The 15967-nt window shown below is 28.5% G+C and carries 14 protein-coding genes and 1 tRNA gene; 2 read left to right on the top strand and 13 right to left on the bottom strand.

Going from position 1 to position 15967, the window contains the following annotated elements; translation table 11 throughout:
* Nucleotides 1-2: 2 nt before the first annotated feature.
* The 3 genes from thiI to I2H23_RS10935 form a co-directional block, all read right to left on the bottom strand.
* Entirely contained in the window at nucleotides 3-1175 is a 1173-nt protein-coding gene (thiI, locus tag I2H23_RS10945) for a tRNA uracil 4-sulfurtransferase ThiI (protein WP_195581628.1), read from the bottom strand.
* Nucleotides 1176-1227: 52 nt separating this feature from the next.
* Nucleotides 1228-2379 (bottom strand): cysteine desulfurase family protein, encoded by a 1152-nt coding sequence (locus tag I2H23_RS10940; RefSeq protein ID WP_092923635.1) that lies wholly within the window; start codon nucleotides 2377-2379, stop codon nucleotides 1228-1230.
* 516 nt (nucleotides 2380-2895) lie between these two features.
* Nucleotides 2896-3177, bottom strand: a complete 282-nt coding sequence (locus tag I2H23_RS10935) for a hypothetical protein (protein WP_092923632.1) — start codon at nucleotides 3175-3177, stop codon at nucleotides 2896-2898.
* A 174-nt stretch (nucleotides 3178-3351) separates the two neighbouring features.
* Here I2H23_RS10935 and I2H23_RS10930 point away from each other — a divergent pair, with 174 nt between their 5' ends.
* Nucleotides 3352-4347: an asparaginase gene (locus I2H23_RS10930; RefSeq protein WP_092923629.1), complete on the top strand. Its 996-nt coding sequence runs from the start codon at nucleotides 3352-3354 to the stop codon at nucleotides 4345-4347.
* A 16-nt stretch (nucleotides 4348-4363) separates the two neighbouring features.
* Here the strand turns inward: I2H23_RS10930 and I2H23_RS10925 are convergent, their stop codons facing one another.
* Nucleotides 4364-4819 carry a hypothetical protein gene (locus tag I2H23_RS10925; protein WP_092923626.1) on the bottom strand — a complete coding sequence of 152 codons (456 nt, stop codon included), beginning with the start codon at nucleotides 4817-4819 and terminating at the stop codon, nucleotides 4364-4366.
* A gap of 99 nt (nucleotides 4820-4918) precedes the next feature.
* Nucleotides 4919-6961, bottom strand: coding sequence for an ATP-dependent helicase (locus I2H23_RS10920; RefSeq protein ID WP_195581627.1), 2043 nt, complete (start codon nucleotides 6959-6961; stop codon nucleotides 4919-4921).
* Between the two features lie 113 nt (nucleotides 6962-7074).
* Here I2H23_RS10920 and I2H23_RS10915 point away from each other — a divergent pair, with 113 nt between their 5' ends.
* Nucleotides 7075-7989: a ribonuclease H-like domain-containing protein gene (locus tag I2H23_RS10915; RefSeq protein ID WP_092923621.1), complete on the top strand. Its 915-nt coding sequence runs from the start codon at nucleotides 7075-7077 to the stop codon at nucleotides 7987-7989.
* Between the two features lie 76 nt (nucleotides 7990-8065).
* Here the strand turns inward: I2H23_RS10915 and I2H23_RS10910 are convergent, their stop codons facing one another.
* The 8 genes from I2H23_RS10910 to acsB form a co-directional block, all read right to left on the bottom strand.
* Nucleotides 8066-9631, bottom strand: coding sequence for a ClC family H(+)/Cl(-) exchange transporter (locus tag I2H23_RS10910; protein ID WP_092923618.1), 1566 nt, complete (start codon nucleotides 9629-9631; stop codon nucleotides 8066-8068).
* A 78-nt stretch (nucleotides 9632-9709) separates the two neighbouring features.
* A tRNA-Ser gene (locus tag I2H23_RS10905) sits at nucleotides 9710-9800 on the bottom strand.
* Nucleotides 9801-10064: 264 nt separating this feature from the next.
* Entirely contained in the window at nucleotides 10065-10370 is a 306-nt protein-coding gene (locus tag I2H23_RS10900; protein WP_092923615.1) for a zinc transporter, read from the bottom strand.
* A gap of 12 nt (nucleotides 10371-10382) precedes the next feature.
* Entirely contained in the window at nucleotides 10383-10802 is a 420-nt protein-coding gene (locus I2H23_RS10895) for a DUF3842 family protein (protein WP_092923612.1), read from the bottom strand.
* A 33-nt stretch (nucleotides 10803-10835) separates the two neighbouring features.
* Complete coding sequence (locus tag I2H23_RS10890; protein ID WP_092923609.1) at nucleotides 10836-11021, bottom strand: CooT family nickel-binding protein; 186 nt, start codon at nucleotides 11019-11021, stop codon at nucleotides 10836-10838.
* Between the two features lie 222 nt (nucleotides 11022-11243).
* Nucleotides 11244-13184 (bottom strand): corrinoid activation/regeneration protein AcsV, encoded by a 1941-nt coding sequence (gene acsV, locus I2H23_RS10885; RefSeq protein ID WP_195581626.1) that lies wholly within the window; start codon nucleotides 13182-13184, stop codon nucleotides 11244-11246.
* A gap of 225 nt (nucleotides 13185-13409) precedes the next feature.
* On the bottom strand, nucleotides 13410-13784 hold the full coding sequence (gene gcvH, locus I2H23_RS10880) for a glycine cleavage system protein GcvH (RefSeq protein WP_092923603.1): 375 nt from the start codon (nucleotides 13782-13784) through the stop codon (nucleotides 13410-13412).
* Nucleotides 13785-13808: 24 nt separating this feature from the next.
* Entirely contained in the window at nucleotides 13809-15935 is a 2127-nt protein-coding gene (gene acsB / locus I2H23_RS10875) for an acetyl-CoA decarbonylase/synthase complex subunit alpha/beta (RefSeq protein WP_092923600.1), read from the bottom strand.
* Between the last annotated feature and the right edge of the window lie 32 nt (nucleotides 15936-15967).

Raw genomic sequence — 15967 nt, 5'->3', positions numbered from 1 at the left:
AATTAGAATTCTAAATCTTCTACTTCTATGTTATCTATAGCATCTTGTATTAATTTTTCTACATCTAATGCATTTTCTGACTTTTCTATTCTCTCTAATCTAGGCTTAGTCACAGGTTTTTTAGGAGCAAATACTGTACAACAATCTTCTTCTGGAAGTATTGATGTTTCAAATGTTCCTATTTTTTGAGCTATATCAACTATTTCAGTTTTATCCATAGCTATAAGAGGTCTAAATACAGGTATACTAACTGATGCATTTGTACAAGTTAGTCCTTGTATAGTTTGAGATGCAACTTGTCCTATACTCTCTCCTGTAACTAAAGCATCACAGTGTCTTTTTTCTGCTACTGCTTGAGCTATTCTCATCATAAATCTTCTTGATATTATAGTCATTTCTTCATCTTTACAATTTAGACCTATAGCTTTTTGTATTTCTAACATATTAACTTTATGAAGTCTTACTCTTCCACAATACTTAGCTAATATTTTTCCTAAATCTCTTACTTTCTCTTGAGATTTTTCACTAGTAAATGGATAACTGTGGAAATGTATACATTCTAGTTCCATACCTCTTTTTGCTACCATCCAAGATGCAACTGGTGAATCTATACCTCCAGATAATAAAGACATAGCTCTACCGTTTGTTCCAAGAGGTAATCCTCCATAACCTGGTATAGTATCGCTGTATACCATTACATGATTTTCTCTATATTCACAACGTATTCTAACTTCTGGATTTCTTATATCTACTGCTATTTTGTCTTTAACTTGAGATACTAAGTAACCTGCTATATCTCTACTCATTTCTTGAGAAGTAAATTTAAAGCTCTTGTCTCCTCTTTTACTTTCTACTTTAAAGCTCTTTGCTCCTGCGTCTATTTTTTCTTCTAATACTTCTAACGCCAATTCCTTTAATTTAGTATAATCTTTTTCAGCTCTTATTGCTGGACATACTCCTACTATACCAAATACTTTTCTTACTCCTTCTGCAACTTCTTCATAATCATAGTCTTCTAAGTCTACATATATTCTTCCAAATTCTTTATAAACTTTAAATTCACCTAATGGCTTAAGCATATTTTTTACATTTTTTATTAACTTATTTTCAAATAAGTATCTATTTTTTCCTTTTACACCTATTTCCCCGTACTTAACTATTAATATATTATACAAATGTATCACCTCATATTTTGATTATCGTCTTCTTGTTGTTTTTCTTAAAAATTCAACTTCTTCTTATTATTTTTCTTAAAGATTCAACTTCCTCTTTAAGTATTTTTACAGCTTCTAAAATCTCTTCTTCTGTATTTAAATCTGATAAGCTAAATCTTATAGCTCCTTCTATTTCTTCATTAGTTAATTTCATTTGAGTTAGTACATGACTTCCTTTTTTCTTAGAAGAACATGCAGAACCTGTAGATACATACATACCTTTTTGCTCTAAGCAATGAAGTAACACTTCTCCTTTTATATCTTTAAATGAGATATTAAGTATATGACACACTCCATCTTCTGGAGAATTTATTTTTATATCTTCTATATTTTTAGATATTTCTTCTTTAAGTAAATTCTTTAAAGAAGATATTTTTTCTATTTTAGAATTTAAATCATCATTTATAATTTTTATAGCCTCGCCTAATCCATATATACCAGGTGCATTTTCTGTCCCTGCTCTTACACCGATTTCTTGTCCCCCACCAGTTAACATAGGTTTTATCCTGTTAGTTTCCTTTATATACATAAATCCTATACCTTTAGGCCCGTGGAATTTATGCCCACTAACACTCATAAAATCTATATTATATCTTGATGGTCTAAAGTTTATCTTAGAATATGATTGAACTGCATCTACATGTAAATAAACTTTGTCTTTTAATGACTTAAGGTACTTACCTATTTCTTGGATAGGTTGTATGGATCCTACTTCATTATTTACGTGCATTATAGTTACTAAGCATGTAGTAGGCTTTATAGCTTTTTTAAGTTCCTCTAAATCTATTTTACCTTCTCTATCAACATCTAAATATGTTACCTCACATCCATCGTTTTCTAAATCCTTTAATGTATTTAAAACTGATGGATGCTCTATACTCGTAGATATTATATGGTTTTTTCTTTTTTTATGTAGATTGACTACACCTCTAATTATAGTATTATTAGATTCTGTTCCTCCTGATGTAAAGTAAATTTCTTTATCCTTAGCACCTAAAGTTTTAGCAATCTCACTTCTTATGGCTTTTATATTCTTTTCTACCTCAACACCCTTTCTATGTAAAGATGATGGGTTTGCGTAATCATGGCTAAGTGCATAAACAACTTTTTCAATAACCTCACTATATGGTTTAGTTGTTGCACTATTATCTAAATATATTTCCATATTTTTCACCAGCTTCCTGTATTAAGTATTTATATAAATTCAAAATTATTCAAATATGTTTTATTTATTCTTTCCAATTTATAAATTATTTTATCAAATTGAAATAAAAATTTTATCTATTATATATTAACCTAAATAGACTTATTTATTATATCATATTTACGTTATTTTTTAAGGTTTAATAATAATATTACTAAATATATATTAAATATAATTGTTGTTTTATTTTATATATTCACTTATAATTTTAACTTAATAATTATAAATTATCACTATTTTGTAGAATTGTAATTTTTTTCAATATTTTTCTTTAAAGTATTGATTTTCATGTCGAAATTTGATAATATATAAACATGGTTATCCCCCTGATAACCTTAGTAAAATCTCTATTCCCAATACCCCTTTTAAATGAATATTTAATTCATTTAAGGCCTACTTCAGATCGGAAAAGAAGTAGGTTTTATTTTTATAATTTTCGTTTGACAATAAATTAACTTTCTTGAAAAGTATTGATTTTTATGTCGAAATTTGATAGTATATAGACATGGTTATCCCCCTGATAACCTTAATTAAAATCTCTATTCCCAATACCCCTTTTGAACGGATAAACTTTATATCCATTTTATCAAGTTGATAACGGAAATCAACTTGATAGCAAAAAAGAGCTTCCCCGAGCTCTTTTTTTTTATATAATAAAATATAAATTATTTTAATGAGTATATATTTTACTAAAATTTTTGACTTTGAATATTTTCTTATAAATTTTAAAAGTTCTTTATATACTAAGTATAATTTCATTTTTATTTTACATTTATCGTCTTTTTTTGCAATCCTCTAACTTTTTATCTATATTTCTATGAGTTTTACTTTCTTTTTAATAAATAATTAACTTTATTTAACATGCTTATATAGTTTTTTTTTGATATAATTTACTTATGATATATATGTATATATTTTTAAGGAGGGACATTCATGACTAAAAAGAAAAAAGTTGCTATAGTTTTCACAGGTGGAACTATATCAATGACTGTAGATAAAGAAATTGGAGCTGCTATTCCTACTTTATCTGGTGAGCAAATAATGTCTATGGTAACTAATATAGATAAAGTTGCTGAAATAGAAGTTTTAAACTTTGATGAAATACCTGGTCCTCATATGACTCCTGAAAGAATGATGGAGTTAAAGGATTATGTTAATGATTTACTTATTAGAGAAGATATATGCGGTGTTGTTATAACTCATGGTACTGATAGTTTAGAAGAAACTGCTTATTTCTTAGACTTAACTATAACTAGTATAAAACCTGTTATAGTCACAGGAGCTATGAGAAGTAGTTCAGAGCTTGGATATGATGGTCCAAGTAACTTATCTGCTGCTGTTTGTACTGCTATATCTGATGATGCTATAGGAAAAGGTGTTCTTATAGTTTTAAACAATGAAGTACTTTTAGCTTCTGAAGCTACTAAAACTAATACATTATCATTAAATACTTTTAAATCTTTAACATCTGGACCTCTTGGTATAATAGATTGTAACGAATTAGTTTTATATAAGGATGTTGTCAATAGATCTATAATAGATACAGATAAAGTTGAGTCTAAAGTTGCTCTATTTAAATCTGGAGTTGGTATGGATGATGAACTTATAAAATTCGCTACTGATAATGGATACAAGGGTATTGTCATAGAAGCTATGGGTAGAGGTAATATACCTCCTAAGATGTATGAAGGTGTAAAATATGCTAGGGAGAAAGATATACCTGTTGTAATAGTTTCTAGATGTCATTCTGGAAGGGTATTTGATAGTTATGGATACTTAGGTTCTGGAAGAGACTTAAAGAACTTAGGATGTATTTTTGGAGGAGAGTTACCTGGTCAAAAGGCTAGAATAAAGCTTATGCTAGCTTTAGGAAAAACAAATGATTTAGATGAGATAAAAGATTTCTTTGAAAAAGGTATATATTATTAAAATAAAAAATAGGACTTTATAAAGTCCTATTTTTTTGTTTATTATCTATATAAAATGTTATACCTACAACCAACATCTGTATAAGTAATACTAAAATAAATGTTATTATGAAATAATGATAAGCTAACATACCTATAAAGTAATTACTACTTATAACCATACTAACTATTATACTCATTATCATAGATATAGTAATTTGATATCTAATAAATGTATTTTTCTTATTCTTAATACAGTGCATAAATATCGTTCCAAATATTATAAATAGTATTATCGATATTATTTTTATCACTTGTAGGTTATTTGTATTTAAAATTCCATGTTCAAATACAAACTTATTATATCGCACATATTGCATAATTCCAGCATTTTTGTTAGTTAAATACTCTATTATAAAGATAGATACGGCTAATGCTATCTGAATAAATAATGTTAGACTATATGCTAATTTTCTTAATACTTTCTTACTCATACTCTCTCCTAATATATATTTCTAGTTACTTACCTCCAATCAAGTAATTTTGCTTATTGACAAGATATTTAAGTTATCTTATTTTATATTTGACTAAAGCTATATTTTATAAATTACATTTTTTATTGAACACACTTTATAATCTAAAGTTCTTTCTCCATCACTAAACTTAACTTTAACTAAGTTATTATTTTTTTGTACTATTGTACCTTCCTTAAATCTTTTATGATAAATTTTGTCTCCTATTGTTAAGCTTTCTATTTCTTTTTTAGTCGCTCCTTTAATATCATCTATAAATCTAGATTTAGATACTTTTTTTCCATATTTATTAGATGGAGAGCTTATATATATATTCTCCTCAGCTCTTGTTATAGCCACATACATAAGCCTTCTCTCTTCCTCAATCTGATTAACTTTTTTTTCTTCATCATTTATATCATAAGACTTTTCATGAGGAATAGTTCCTTCTGTAGCTCCTATTATATATACATTTTTAAATTCTAATCCTTTAGCACTATGCATAGTAGTAAATATTACTCCATCAGAATTTTGATTATTTTTATTTTCTATCAATTCTGACTTTACTCTTTCTATATGATCTAAATATTCTTGTATTGTATTGAAATTTGTAGCAGAACTTTCTAGTTCATTTAATATTTCTATTAAACCATTTGTCTTTATTTTTCTATTTGTACAATAATCTAGTATATATCTATCATAATCTAAACTTGTTCTTATATAAGAAATTGCATTTTTAGGATTTAATGTTTTTAAATAACTTAAATCTATATCCAAATCATTTATAGTCTTAACTTGTTTTGGATGAAGGTTACATTTATTTATTAAAGCATTTATAAAGTTTTTTTCATCCTTAACCATATTCACATGTTCTTTTGATATATATCTAAATGGTTTATTTATTATCCTAACCCAATCTTTATTTGAATCTGGATTTACGCCTATTCTTAAATAAGCTAATATATCTTGAGATGCCCAATGATCATATATAGTAATTATCGAATCTTTCACTATAAAAGGTATCCTCATATCCATAAATACATCTACTAATGCTCTTGATTGTATATTAGTTCTATATATTACAGCAAAATCAGTATACTCAACATAATCTTTTTTCATTTCTTCTAGTATATCTTTAGCTATAAATACTGCCTCTTCTTCTGAATCATTAGGAGATATATATTTAACATTTCCACCTTCTCCTTGATGACATTTTATAACTTTTTCATATCTATTCTCATTTTTTTCTATCAGTCTATTAGCTATATTTATTATTTCATCTTTTGACCTATAATTTATATCTAATAGAACTTTTTTAGTTCCTTTAAAATATTGCTCAAACTCCAATAAAAAGTCTGGTCTAGCACCTCTAAATCCATATATACTTTGATCTTCATCTCCCACTACAAATATATTATTGTTGGGATTAGCTATTAATTTTAGTACCTCAAACTGAACCTTATTTATATCCTGGAACTCATCTACTAATATATATCTATATATTCCACGAACCATATCTAGTGCCGATTTATTGTGCTTTAATAAATGGTATGTCTTTATTAACATATCATCAAAATCTATTTTATTATGTTGATTTTTGTGTTCTTCATATAGATTATAAGTTTTTAAAAATTCATCACTAGTTAATAGCTCGGATGTAAAGTCTCTAATATCCATCAATTCATTTTTTACATAGGATATTTCATTTATTACCTGTCCTATAGTTTCATCATCATCTGCATTTTCTATATTTAAGCTTTTCAATATGCCTTTTAGTAGTAGCCTCTTTGATTTTTCATCAAATATATTGTCTAAGCTATATTTCTCAAAGTACCTAAGTATTCTAAAAAATACAGAATGGAATGTTCCATATGTAACCTTATTCATTCTATGATCATCACTTAAACTTAACGCTCTATTTTTCATTTCTACTGAGGATGCTTTTGTAAAACTTATAGCAAGTATACTACGAGGGCTTATACCTTTATTTACTACCATATTTGCTATCCTATATGTTATAACCCTCGTTTTACCTGATCCAGGACCTGCTAATACCATACAAGGTCCATCTACATGTTCTACTGCAACCTTTTGATTTTCATTTAATTTATCTATACTTATCATAACTTACCACCTTGAAGTATTCTTTCATTAATCTATAATATAAATATAACTTTTTATATTAGTTATATAGCTAAACTATATTATAATATATAATTTCAAAAAGGAGAAATTTTATGGAAATCATAACTAAGACATTAGATAATTTCGTAAATATTCCTTCAGATTCCTTCGTATTTGATATAGAAACTACAGGTCTTAGCCCTAAGTTTTGTAAAGTTATACTTATAGGAATTTTATTTAATAAAGATAATAAAACCATAATTAAACAATATTTTGCTCAAACTGAAGATGATGAAAAAGATTTATTATTAGCATTTATAAATGATATCAGTACCTTTGATACTCATATAACCTTTAATGGATTAGCCTTTGATATTCCATTTTTAAATTCTCGTTTTAATAAATATAATATTGATTTTGAGTTAAATAAAAATGATGATATTGATATTTTAAATATTGTAAGGCCATTTAAAGGCTTACTATCTCTTTCTGATTGTAAACTAAAAACTATAGAAAAATACATTGGTATATCTAGAGAAGATACTATTTCAGGAAAAGAAAGCGTAAAACTATACAAGGAATTTGTGTCTTCTAAGTCTGATGATTTAAAAAGCAAAATATTACTTCACAACTATGAAGATATATACTATTTAGGGTACCTTTATAAAATAAAAGATATATTAGAAGAGAAACTAAAGCCCATTGTAATTAATAATAAAGATTTATTCTTAAAACTTATACCATTATCCTTTAAGATAAATAATTCTAAATTAACACTTAAATATAATATATTTGATGGTAACAAAGTACCTATAAATATTTATAGCGATAATTACTCTATATTATCAGATGATAAGCACATTTTACTTAGTATAAGTTTGAATAAAGGTATAGATAAAGACAATAATATAGTTTTATTTTATCAATTAAATAAAATAATTCCTTTAAAAGTTAACGATAATTTTTTAGACTCAAATATTTATAACCTATGTGAGTATATAATAAAAAAAGAACTAAAATCCTTATAAGGATTTTAGTTCTTTTTTTATTATAACTTAGTTATTACGATAATTTATAATTTGAAATATATCATATTATACAATTTTAATTTTGCGCTAAATTGACTACATCATCTAATACATTCGAGCATTCACATTGGTTTGCCATTATAGTTAAATAATCACCTGCCATTATCTTTGTTGAACCTTTAGGAATTATCTCAACATCTCCTCGAGTTATCCCTACTATTAAACAATTTTTAGGCCAAATTATATCTTTTACACATTTTCCATCTAAATCACTATTAATATGGACCACTGTTTCAAATAATGTCTTTTTATTTACACCAGTCTCACATTCATATTCCCCACCTTCAAGAAGTCTTTCTAAAAGACTTTCATATATAGGATGAGAATTAAGTAAATCTGATGTCAATTGAGCTATTATTACAACTATCGAAAGTGGTAACAAATGATCAAGAGATCCCGTCATTTCTAGTATTAATATAATTGCTGTTATAGGTGCCTTTACTATTGCTGCAAAGTGACCTGCCATTGCTAGAACTACAAAGTTAATTATATAAGTTGATGGTATTCCCATATACATAGCACTTATAATTCCTACTATATTACCTACTATTGACCCTAATGCTAACAATGGGAAAAATATCCCTCCTGGAGCCCCTGATCCAAAACATATAAATGTAAATATAAATTTTGCTATAAGTAATATCATTAGTAAATTTAATGTAAAGTTCTGTTCTTGCAATGTCATAATAAGTTCATGACCTCCACCTAATAAAACTGGTGATATAAGACCAATAATTCCTGTTAAGATGAATGGAATCATTATCTTTACTTCTTTGCTTAATTTACTATTTTTAAATATAGTTTGAGTTTTTAATATACCACTATTAAATAATACACCACTTATTCCTACTACAATTCCTAATATTATTAAGACCCAGTAGTATTTTAAAGGCATTGCATTTAATTTTGCGGTATGTAATGATGGCATTAATCCAAAAAATTGCTTTGACACAAAATCCGCTGTTATAGATGCTGTCATTGCAGATGCTAAAACTAATGGAGAAAAGTTCTTATGTGCTTCTTCTAATGCAAACATAACTCCCGCTAAAGGTGCATTAAAAGCTGCTGATAAACCTGCACTAGCTCCACATGTTACAAAATACTTTTCCTCATTATCTAATTTATCTAATCCTTTAGATATACCTTCTCCTACACATGCACCCATTTGCACTGATGGACCTTCTCTACCTACTGAAAAACCTACTCCTAAACAAAGTAAGCCTCCTATAAATTTATTTACTAAAACCCTAAACCAGTTAATTTTAATTCTTCTGGTAAGAATTCCCTCAACTTGAGGTATTCCACTTCCCGATATCATCGGCTCTCTTTTTACCTGTTGAGCTACAATATATCCTAAAGCTATTAATATCATAAATATAACTGGTATAAATAGTATATCTTCTCTACCCTTAGAATATAGACCCTTGAATAATTCCATTAGTTTTGAACCCAGTATTCTGTATACAACAATTATTAGACCTACAGCTATCCCTACAAGTAAAGAATCTCTTATTAACCTATACTTAGAATTTTGACTTCTCTTTAATATATTATAAGCTCTTTCCTTATTAGTACTTATCATAAAATTACTCCTTTCATTTATATTATATTCACTGAAAAGGAAAAAAGACTATCGCTTAAAAAAATCGATAGTCTTTACTGGCGGAGAAGGAGGGATTCGAACCCTCGCACCGGTTACCCAGCCTAAACCCTTAGCAGGGGTTCCTCTTGAGCCACTTGAGTACTTCTCCATATTTGTTACGTATTTGTTTACATATTTATTATATATTTTTATATAATTTTAGTCAATACGTTTTCTTTAATTTTTATGATTTTTTTACAATATACTAAATAATATGTATTTAAAATTATCAACAGACACAGATTACATAATTTAAACTAAAATATACATTATCATGCATAAAAATTTACTATAAACTTTATTGTCATATCAAGTATATAGCATACTTTTAAATTTAATTATTCTAAGTATGCTATATATCTATTATATTTAATTACATATGCTTTTTAGCTTCTATAAGCATTTCATTAGCTTTTTGCATATATTCTATAGCTTTCTCTATACTATTAGCTGTTTCTTCTTTTCCTATAGCCCTAGCCTTATCTACCCACTCTCTAAATCCTTCCTCATGGCTTTCATTATGATTTACCCAATGAAGTAGTAATATTTTTAAAGTTTTTTCGTCTTTACTTTCTCCATCTTCACCATGTGTATGTGGGTGTGAATGATCATGACAATGCCCATGTGGGTGATCATGATCATCTGCATGATGTAATTTTATTCTATCATTAGTTAACATATATACTCCCCCTTATTTTTTTATGTTAAATTCTTTCTTTATTAAATCTATACTATCCTTTATTAACAGCGCTAATGGCTTGTTTTCCACTCCTACTACCTCTATATTTTCAGGCAATATAGGTAAAAATATCTTTAGAGCTTCACTATCTACTATAGCTTCACTCATTTTGCAAGTTACTTCACCCATCATAGAATTTGGCATTGAAACAGATACTGGTGCTACTATTATATTTGCCTTCTTTACAGAAGTTACTATTGCATTTTCCCCTGTAGCTCCCTTATTTGCATGAGATTTCATCATAGAGCTTGTTGCTATTGAATTAGTACCTAGTGCATATATGTCTATGTATGATGGTAATTCTTCTCTCAGATTTGATACTATCTGGGCCCCTATACCGCCACCCATTCCATCTATAACTGCTATTATCATACTATCTTCCCCTGTTTTTCTTATGTTTATTTTTTACTCTGATATTATTATTTTATGTTCCATTAGCCTTATCTCTTTTATACTTCCATCTACTATTTTCTGTTCTCCCAATAAATCAGTTAAGTACACTTTCCCTTCAAATGGATCTACACTTACTACATTTTCCATTATTCTTTCTAATTTATCCCCTTTTTGTACATAAGCTGCTGATTCACACATAATAACCCCTCCATGTTTTAACTTAATATTAAATTATTATTGTTTACTTTATAACTACCCTCTTGAAAACGTTTGTGATTTTCTCCAAAAAAAGGTCTCTTTTAGTATTTAATATTTCAATACTATAAAGAAACCTTCATGATTTCAAATCACTATACATTATATACTTTGAGTATATCACCTTGTACTATATAACGCAATTGATTTTAATTAATTATATACTTATATTTTCACTTTATCTCCTAACAGTTCTTTAACTGTTGGGAACTGTTCTATGTTAGTGTGTGGTAAGAAACATGCAGATATAAATTCATCCATATATGTTGGATAGACACTTAATTCTACATAAGTCATTTCATTACCTATATCTTGTAGTTTCATTTTAGCATCTTTGCTTACAAGAGCAAGATAAGAACCAACTAATGAACTATTTCCTATATATGCAAACTTTTCTCTTTCTATATCTGGAAGTAATCCTATTAAAATAGAATTTTCTATATTTAAATTATTTCCTATTCCACCAGCTATATATACCTTATCTATAGCACTAAAGTCCATCCCTAAGCTTTCTATTAGTGTTGCAGCTCCAGAATATATTGCACCCTTAGCTCTTATAAAATTATCTATATCCACTTCTGTTACTGTTATATCATTTTCAATACCATACTCTTCTTTAAATGCTAATACGTATTCCCCTATTTCATGTTCATTAAATCTTATTCTGTCATTGTTTAAATCTTTATTTATCTTACCTCTTCTATCTACTACCCCACTAAGTAACATTTGGCATATTAAATCTATTATTCCTGAACCACATATACCAATAGGTTTATCATCTCCAATAATAGATAACTTTGGATATAAAGTTTCTTTATCTATACTAACTTTTTCTATAGCACCATTTGATGCTCTCATTCCACAACTTATACCTCCACCTTCAAATGCAGGACCTGCAGAACAAGCACAGCTCATCATATAATCTTTATTTCCAAATACAATTTCTCCATTAGTTCCTAAATCTATAAATAATATATTTTCTTCACTTGTCCATATTCCAGCTGATAATACCCCTGCTGTAATATCTCCTCCTACATAACTAGCTACTGATGGTGCTAAGAATATATAAGCACTGTCATTTACATTTAAGCCTATATCCTTGCCTATTAATTTTGGTGATTTTAAAAATGGAGGTATAAATGGTTCTTGTCTTAAATAATCTGTGTGAACTCCTAAAAATAAACTAGACATAGTTGTATTTCCTGCTATTACAAGGCTTACTACATTATCTTTATCTATATTATTTTTAATATAGATAGATTCTAATAATGGGTTTATAGTTTCGTCTATAACAGCATCTCTTAAATGCTTAAGTCCATTTTTCTTTGTTGAGTATATAATTCTATGTATAACATCTGCACCATACTTTATTTGTGCATTACCTGATGATGCCTTATCTACAATCTCTTTTGAATATAAATCTACTAAACATACTACGACTGATGTAGTTCCTATATCTATGGCTACTCCATATAATTGATTTTCATTGTTCCCTGGTTCTATATTTAATATAGTTATTTTATTCTTCTTCTTAACATAAGTTATAGTTACATTAAAATCACTTTCTCTTATAACCTCTGGAACTTTTCTAAGTAACTCTACTGTATAATCTATTTCATCATATCCTAAATTATTTCTAACATATCTCTCTATTCTATCAATATCACATATATTATCATCTATAGTTGGTTTATCTAATTCTATATATGTTTTTTCTATATTAGTTTTAAAATCAAAATTATTATCTTCTATTATTTTTTTTGCTCTATCAAATATTTCCTGGTCTTTTTTCTTATCACTACCTTCTATTTTCATACCATGCATAGATGAAGATAATTTTGATGGAACTTCTATTTCTATATCTTCTATTACTTTAGTATTACATGCGAGTATATATCCTTGTTCCCATTCTTCATCTTTTATATGTAGTGTTTTTTCTGTATCTACTTTTCCTTTTAATAGCTTAACCTTACATTTCCCACAAGACACGTTTCCGTTACATGGAGCATCTATAAATATTTTATTATTTCTTGCTATTTCTAATAAATTTTCCCCTTTGCTGCATACAATCTCTTTATTGTGCGACTTAAAATTTACTCTAATCATATACCCATCCCCCAATATGTTATATAGTATAATTTTACCCTAATCCAACTTATAAGTACTCAAATTCATAATATTATAAGTATCTTTTGTGTGTAAAATTATAGTACTATCAATTTAAAAACCTATGCCTTAAATTTAATAAAATTTACTACATTTATTTTGTATAAAATCAAAGGAGTACAGATGTTTTAGATTTACTAAATCTTCTGTACTCCTTATTTATAACTACTCAGCTATAGCTTCGTATTTCTCAGCAGTTAATAAGTTTTCTAATTCATCTGCATCAGATATTTTAACTTTTACTATCCATGCATCATATGCATCTTCATTTACATACTCTGGCTCATCATCTAATTTTTCATTTATTTCAACAACTTCACCAGATATAGGAGCTATTAAGTCAGATGCTACTTTTGAAGATTCAACAACACCAAATTCTTCACCTTGAGTTAATTCATCTTCAAGCTCTGGCATTTCAACAAATAATATTTCTCCTAATTGATCTTGAGCGAAATCAGTTATTCCTATATAAGCAAATTCTCCTTCCACTCTAACCCATGTATGTTTATCTGAATATCTTAAACTTGGTATAACTTTCATTTGATTATCCCCCTTATTAGTTGATTACATTACACATTCCATTGCTAAAGCTGGATGACCTTTTTCCTCTAAGAATGCTAATACTCCTTCAGAATCACTAGCTATAGTTTCATCACATATCATATCTGTAAAGTTTTCTATACCTGTTAATTCTTGAACACTAGCATTTAACTTATCTGCTACATATTCTTTTAACTCTTTTGGCATCCAAACTATTCTAGTTGGTCCACCCTCAGCATAAGCAAACTTCTTAGAAGATATAAAGTGTCTTCCGTGACCCATGAATCCTGGAGTTTGAACTCCTCCACCTGTCATAGAAGCTAATTCTCCAAATGTCATACCAACAGGAGTTTCACCAGAGAACTCTCTATTAACTATAACAAATCCATTTGCTTCTGGCATTATACCGCATATACACTCGAAGCATCCGCAAGAAGTCATTGGATCTTCTAATATAGAATATAATGTAACATTTTCAACAGCACCTTGAGATATTTCACATACTGTTTCATTAACTGCTTGCCATATTCCTGTTCTTTCATCTAAGCATTCGCCCTTAACTATTGGTTGGCATGGTCCTGTTGGATCTAGTTCTTTAGTAGCTTTAGCATCTAACCAGCTAACTGCTCCACATAATCCAAGTCTTTCAGGAGTAACAACACAAACGTGTGCAGGTGCAAATGATTGACAAAGGTTACAAGAATAGAATTCCTCAACACTTTCATCAACTAATGAAGCTAATCTTTCATCTCTAGCATTATATCTATCTATAGCTTCACCCTTCATTTCTGATACTTTTTGTGCATCAGTTACTATAGTTACTTCGCATTTATCAACAACTGATTCAAATTCATCTAGCATCTTAGCATATAAAACTTCTCCTATATGCTCTAATCTGAATCCTTTTTCAAAAGCATCTTTAGATATTCTTACCCAAGACATATCTCTTTGACCAACATGCATTACACCTTCTATATAGTTTAAGAAGTAGTGTAAACGTCTTTCTAAAACTGGTTCGAAATCTTCTTGCATTGCTTTACCAGCTATTTTAACTATAACAGCAAGTGGTAATCTTACAACACCGTCAGACTCTATTTCATCTATATTTGGACCTATAACCTCTATTTTATGGTCTTCAACTTCACTTAATTCTTTTTTAACAACAAGTTCCCAAGCTTCAGTTTTATTTCCACCAAATTCAGCAAACATGTCATTTTTTCTTATTCTTTCACCTTCAAATGCAGCAGCAAAAGATACTGGTATAGGTATTTCAGTTACCTTTATCTTTATTCCTCTAGCTTCTAATGAAGTAGCTACAAACTTATCATAATCTTTTTGAGTTAATAAATTCATTGGAACTTCTAATACTGTTTGATCAGTTATAACTGGGAATCCTAAAGCTATTGCTCCAGCTCCACAAGATACAACTAATTCACTTAATGGTCCAAATGCATTAACAAATGCTGGAACTCTCTTAGCAGTATAATCTAATAATCCTGCTAAATCTCCTGGATTTAATCCTCCAAATATCAATGCTGCTCTTACTGCTACAGATACAACATGGATAACAGAAGTTACATCATATCCTAGAGGGATAACTCTTAGTTCTAGACCCATCTTAACATCAGCTTCTATAGCTTGATCTATTACCTTTCCGACTAAGAAAGTAAGTAATCCTTTAGATTGGTAATTTTTTATAATCTCAGCTGCAGTTTCTGCATCTGGGCATTCTCCAAGTACAACAGCAACCCCTGGTATATCTCCTGTAACTAGAGGTACACCTAATGATCTTATTATAGGGTCAGTTATATGACCCGCACAAGGTTCACTATATGGTGCATCTATTGTAGCATATTTTACAGCTTCTATAACTTCAGCAGATAAAGCTGTAGCTAAACCAGCATTAAGTGCATGCTCTAATAAATGAGTTCTATTTACTAAACCTTCTACTATAGTTAAAGCACCTTCTAAATCACCTAACGTATTCATTTTTTGTCCTGTTGCTGCGTATATACAAGGTAATGAATATGCAGTATCAGGGAATGCTACATTATGTTCTCTTCCATGTTTTTCTATTGCTTCGCTTACAGCGCCTTTAGCAGCAGCCAAAGCTTGTTCTGAACCATTAAAAATAGTATTATATAAATTCACTCTATTTTCCCCCTTTTTAAGCTTCTTATCTC

It is taken from the genome of Romboutsia sp. BSD2780061687b_171204_C1, from assembly GCF_015560225.1.
In the GTDB taxonomy this organism is placed as follows: domain Bacteria; phylum Bacillota; class Clostridia; order Peptostreptococcales; family Peptostreptococcaceae; genus Romboutsia_C; species Romboutsia_C hominis.
This window is presented reverse-complemented; position numbering and strand designations above follow the sequence as displayed.

What these genes read in the sequence shown, in the direction of transcription:
- I2H23_RS10925 (WP_092923626.1), bottom strand. Translation starts at nt 4,819, where the DNA reads ATGAGTAAGAAAGTATTAAGAAAATTAGCATATAGTCTAACATTATTT.
- gcvH (WP_092923603.1), bottom strand. Translation starts at nt 13,784, where the DNA reads ATGAAAGTTATACCAAGTTTAAGATATTCAGATAAACATACATGGGTT.
- I2H23_RS10930 (WP_092923629.1), top strand. Translation starts at nt 3,352, where the DNA reads ATGACTAAAAAGAAAAAAGTTGCTATAGTTTTCACAGGTGGAACTATA.
- I2H23_RS10915 (WP_092923621.1), top strand. Translation starts at nt 7,075, where the DNA reads ATGGAAATCATAACTAAGACATTAGATAATTTCGTAAATATTCCTTCA.
- I2H23_RS10940 (WP_092923635.1), bottom strand. Translation starts at nt 2,379, where the DNA reads ATGGAAATATATTTAGATAATAGTGCAACAACTAAACCATATAGTGAG.
- I2H23_RS10890 (WP_092923609.1), bottom strand. Translation starts at nt 11,021, where the DNA reads ATGTGTGAATCAGCAGCTTATGTACAAAAAGGGGATAAATTAGAAAGA.
- acsV (WP_195581626.1), bottom strand. Translation starts at nt 13,184, where the DNA reads ATGATTAGAGTAAATTTTAAGTCGCACAATAAAGAGATTGTATGCAGC.
- I2H23_RS10900 (WP_092923615.1), bottom strand. Translation starts at nt 10,370, where the DNA reads ATGTTAACTAATGATAGAATAAAATTACATCATGCAGATGATCATGAT.
- I2H23_RS10895 (WP_092923612.1), bottom strand. Translation starts at nt 10,802, where the DNA reads ATGATAATAGCAGTTATAGATGGAATGGGTGGCGGTATAGGGGCCCAG.
- I2H23_RS10910 (WP_092923618.1), bottom strand. Translation starts at nt 9,631, where the DNA reads ATGATAAGTACTAATAAGGAAAGAGCTTATAATATATTAAAGAGAAGT.
- I2H23_RS10920 (WP_195581627.1), bottom strand. Translation starts at nt 6,961, where the DNA reads ATGATAAGTATAGATAAATTAAATGAAAATCAAAAGGTTGCAGTAGAA.
- I2H23_RS10935 (WP_092923632.1), bottom strand. Translation starts at nt 3,177, where the DNA reads ATGAAATTATACTTAGTATATAAAGAACTTTTAAAATTTATAAGAAAA.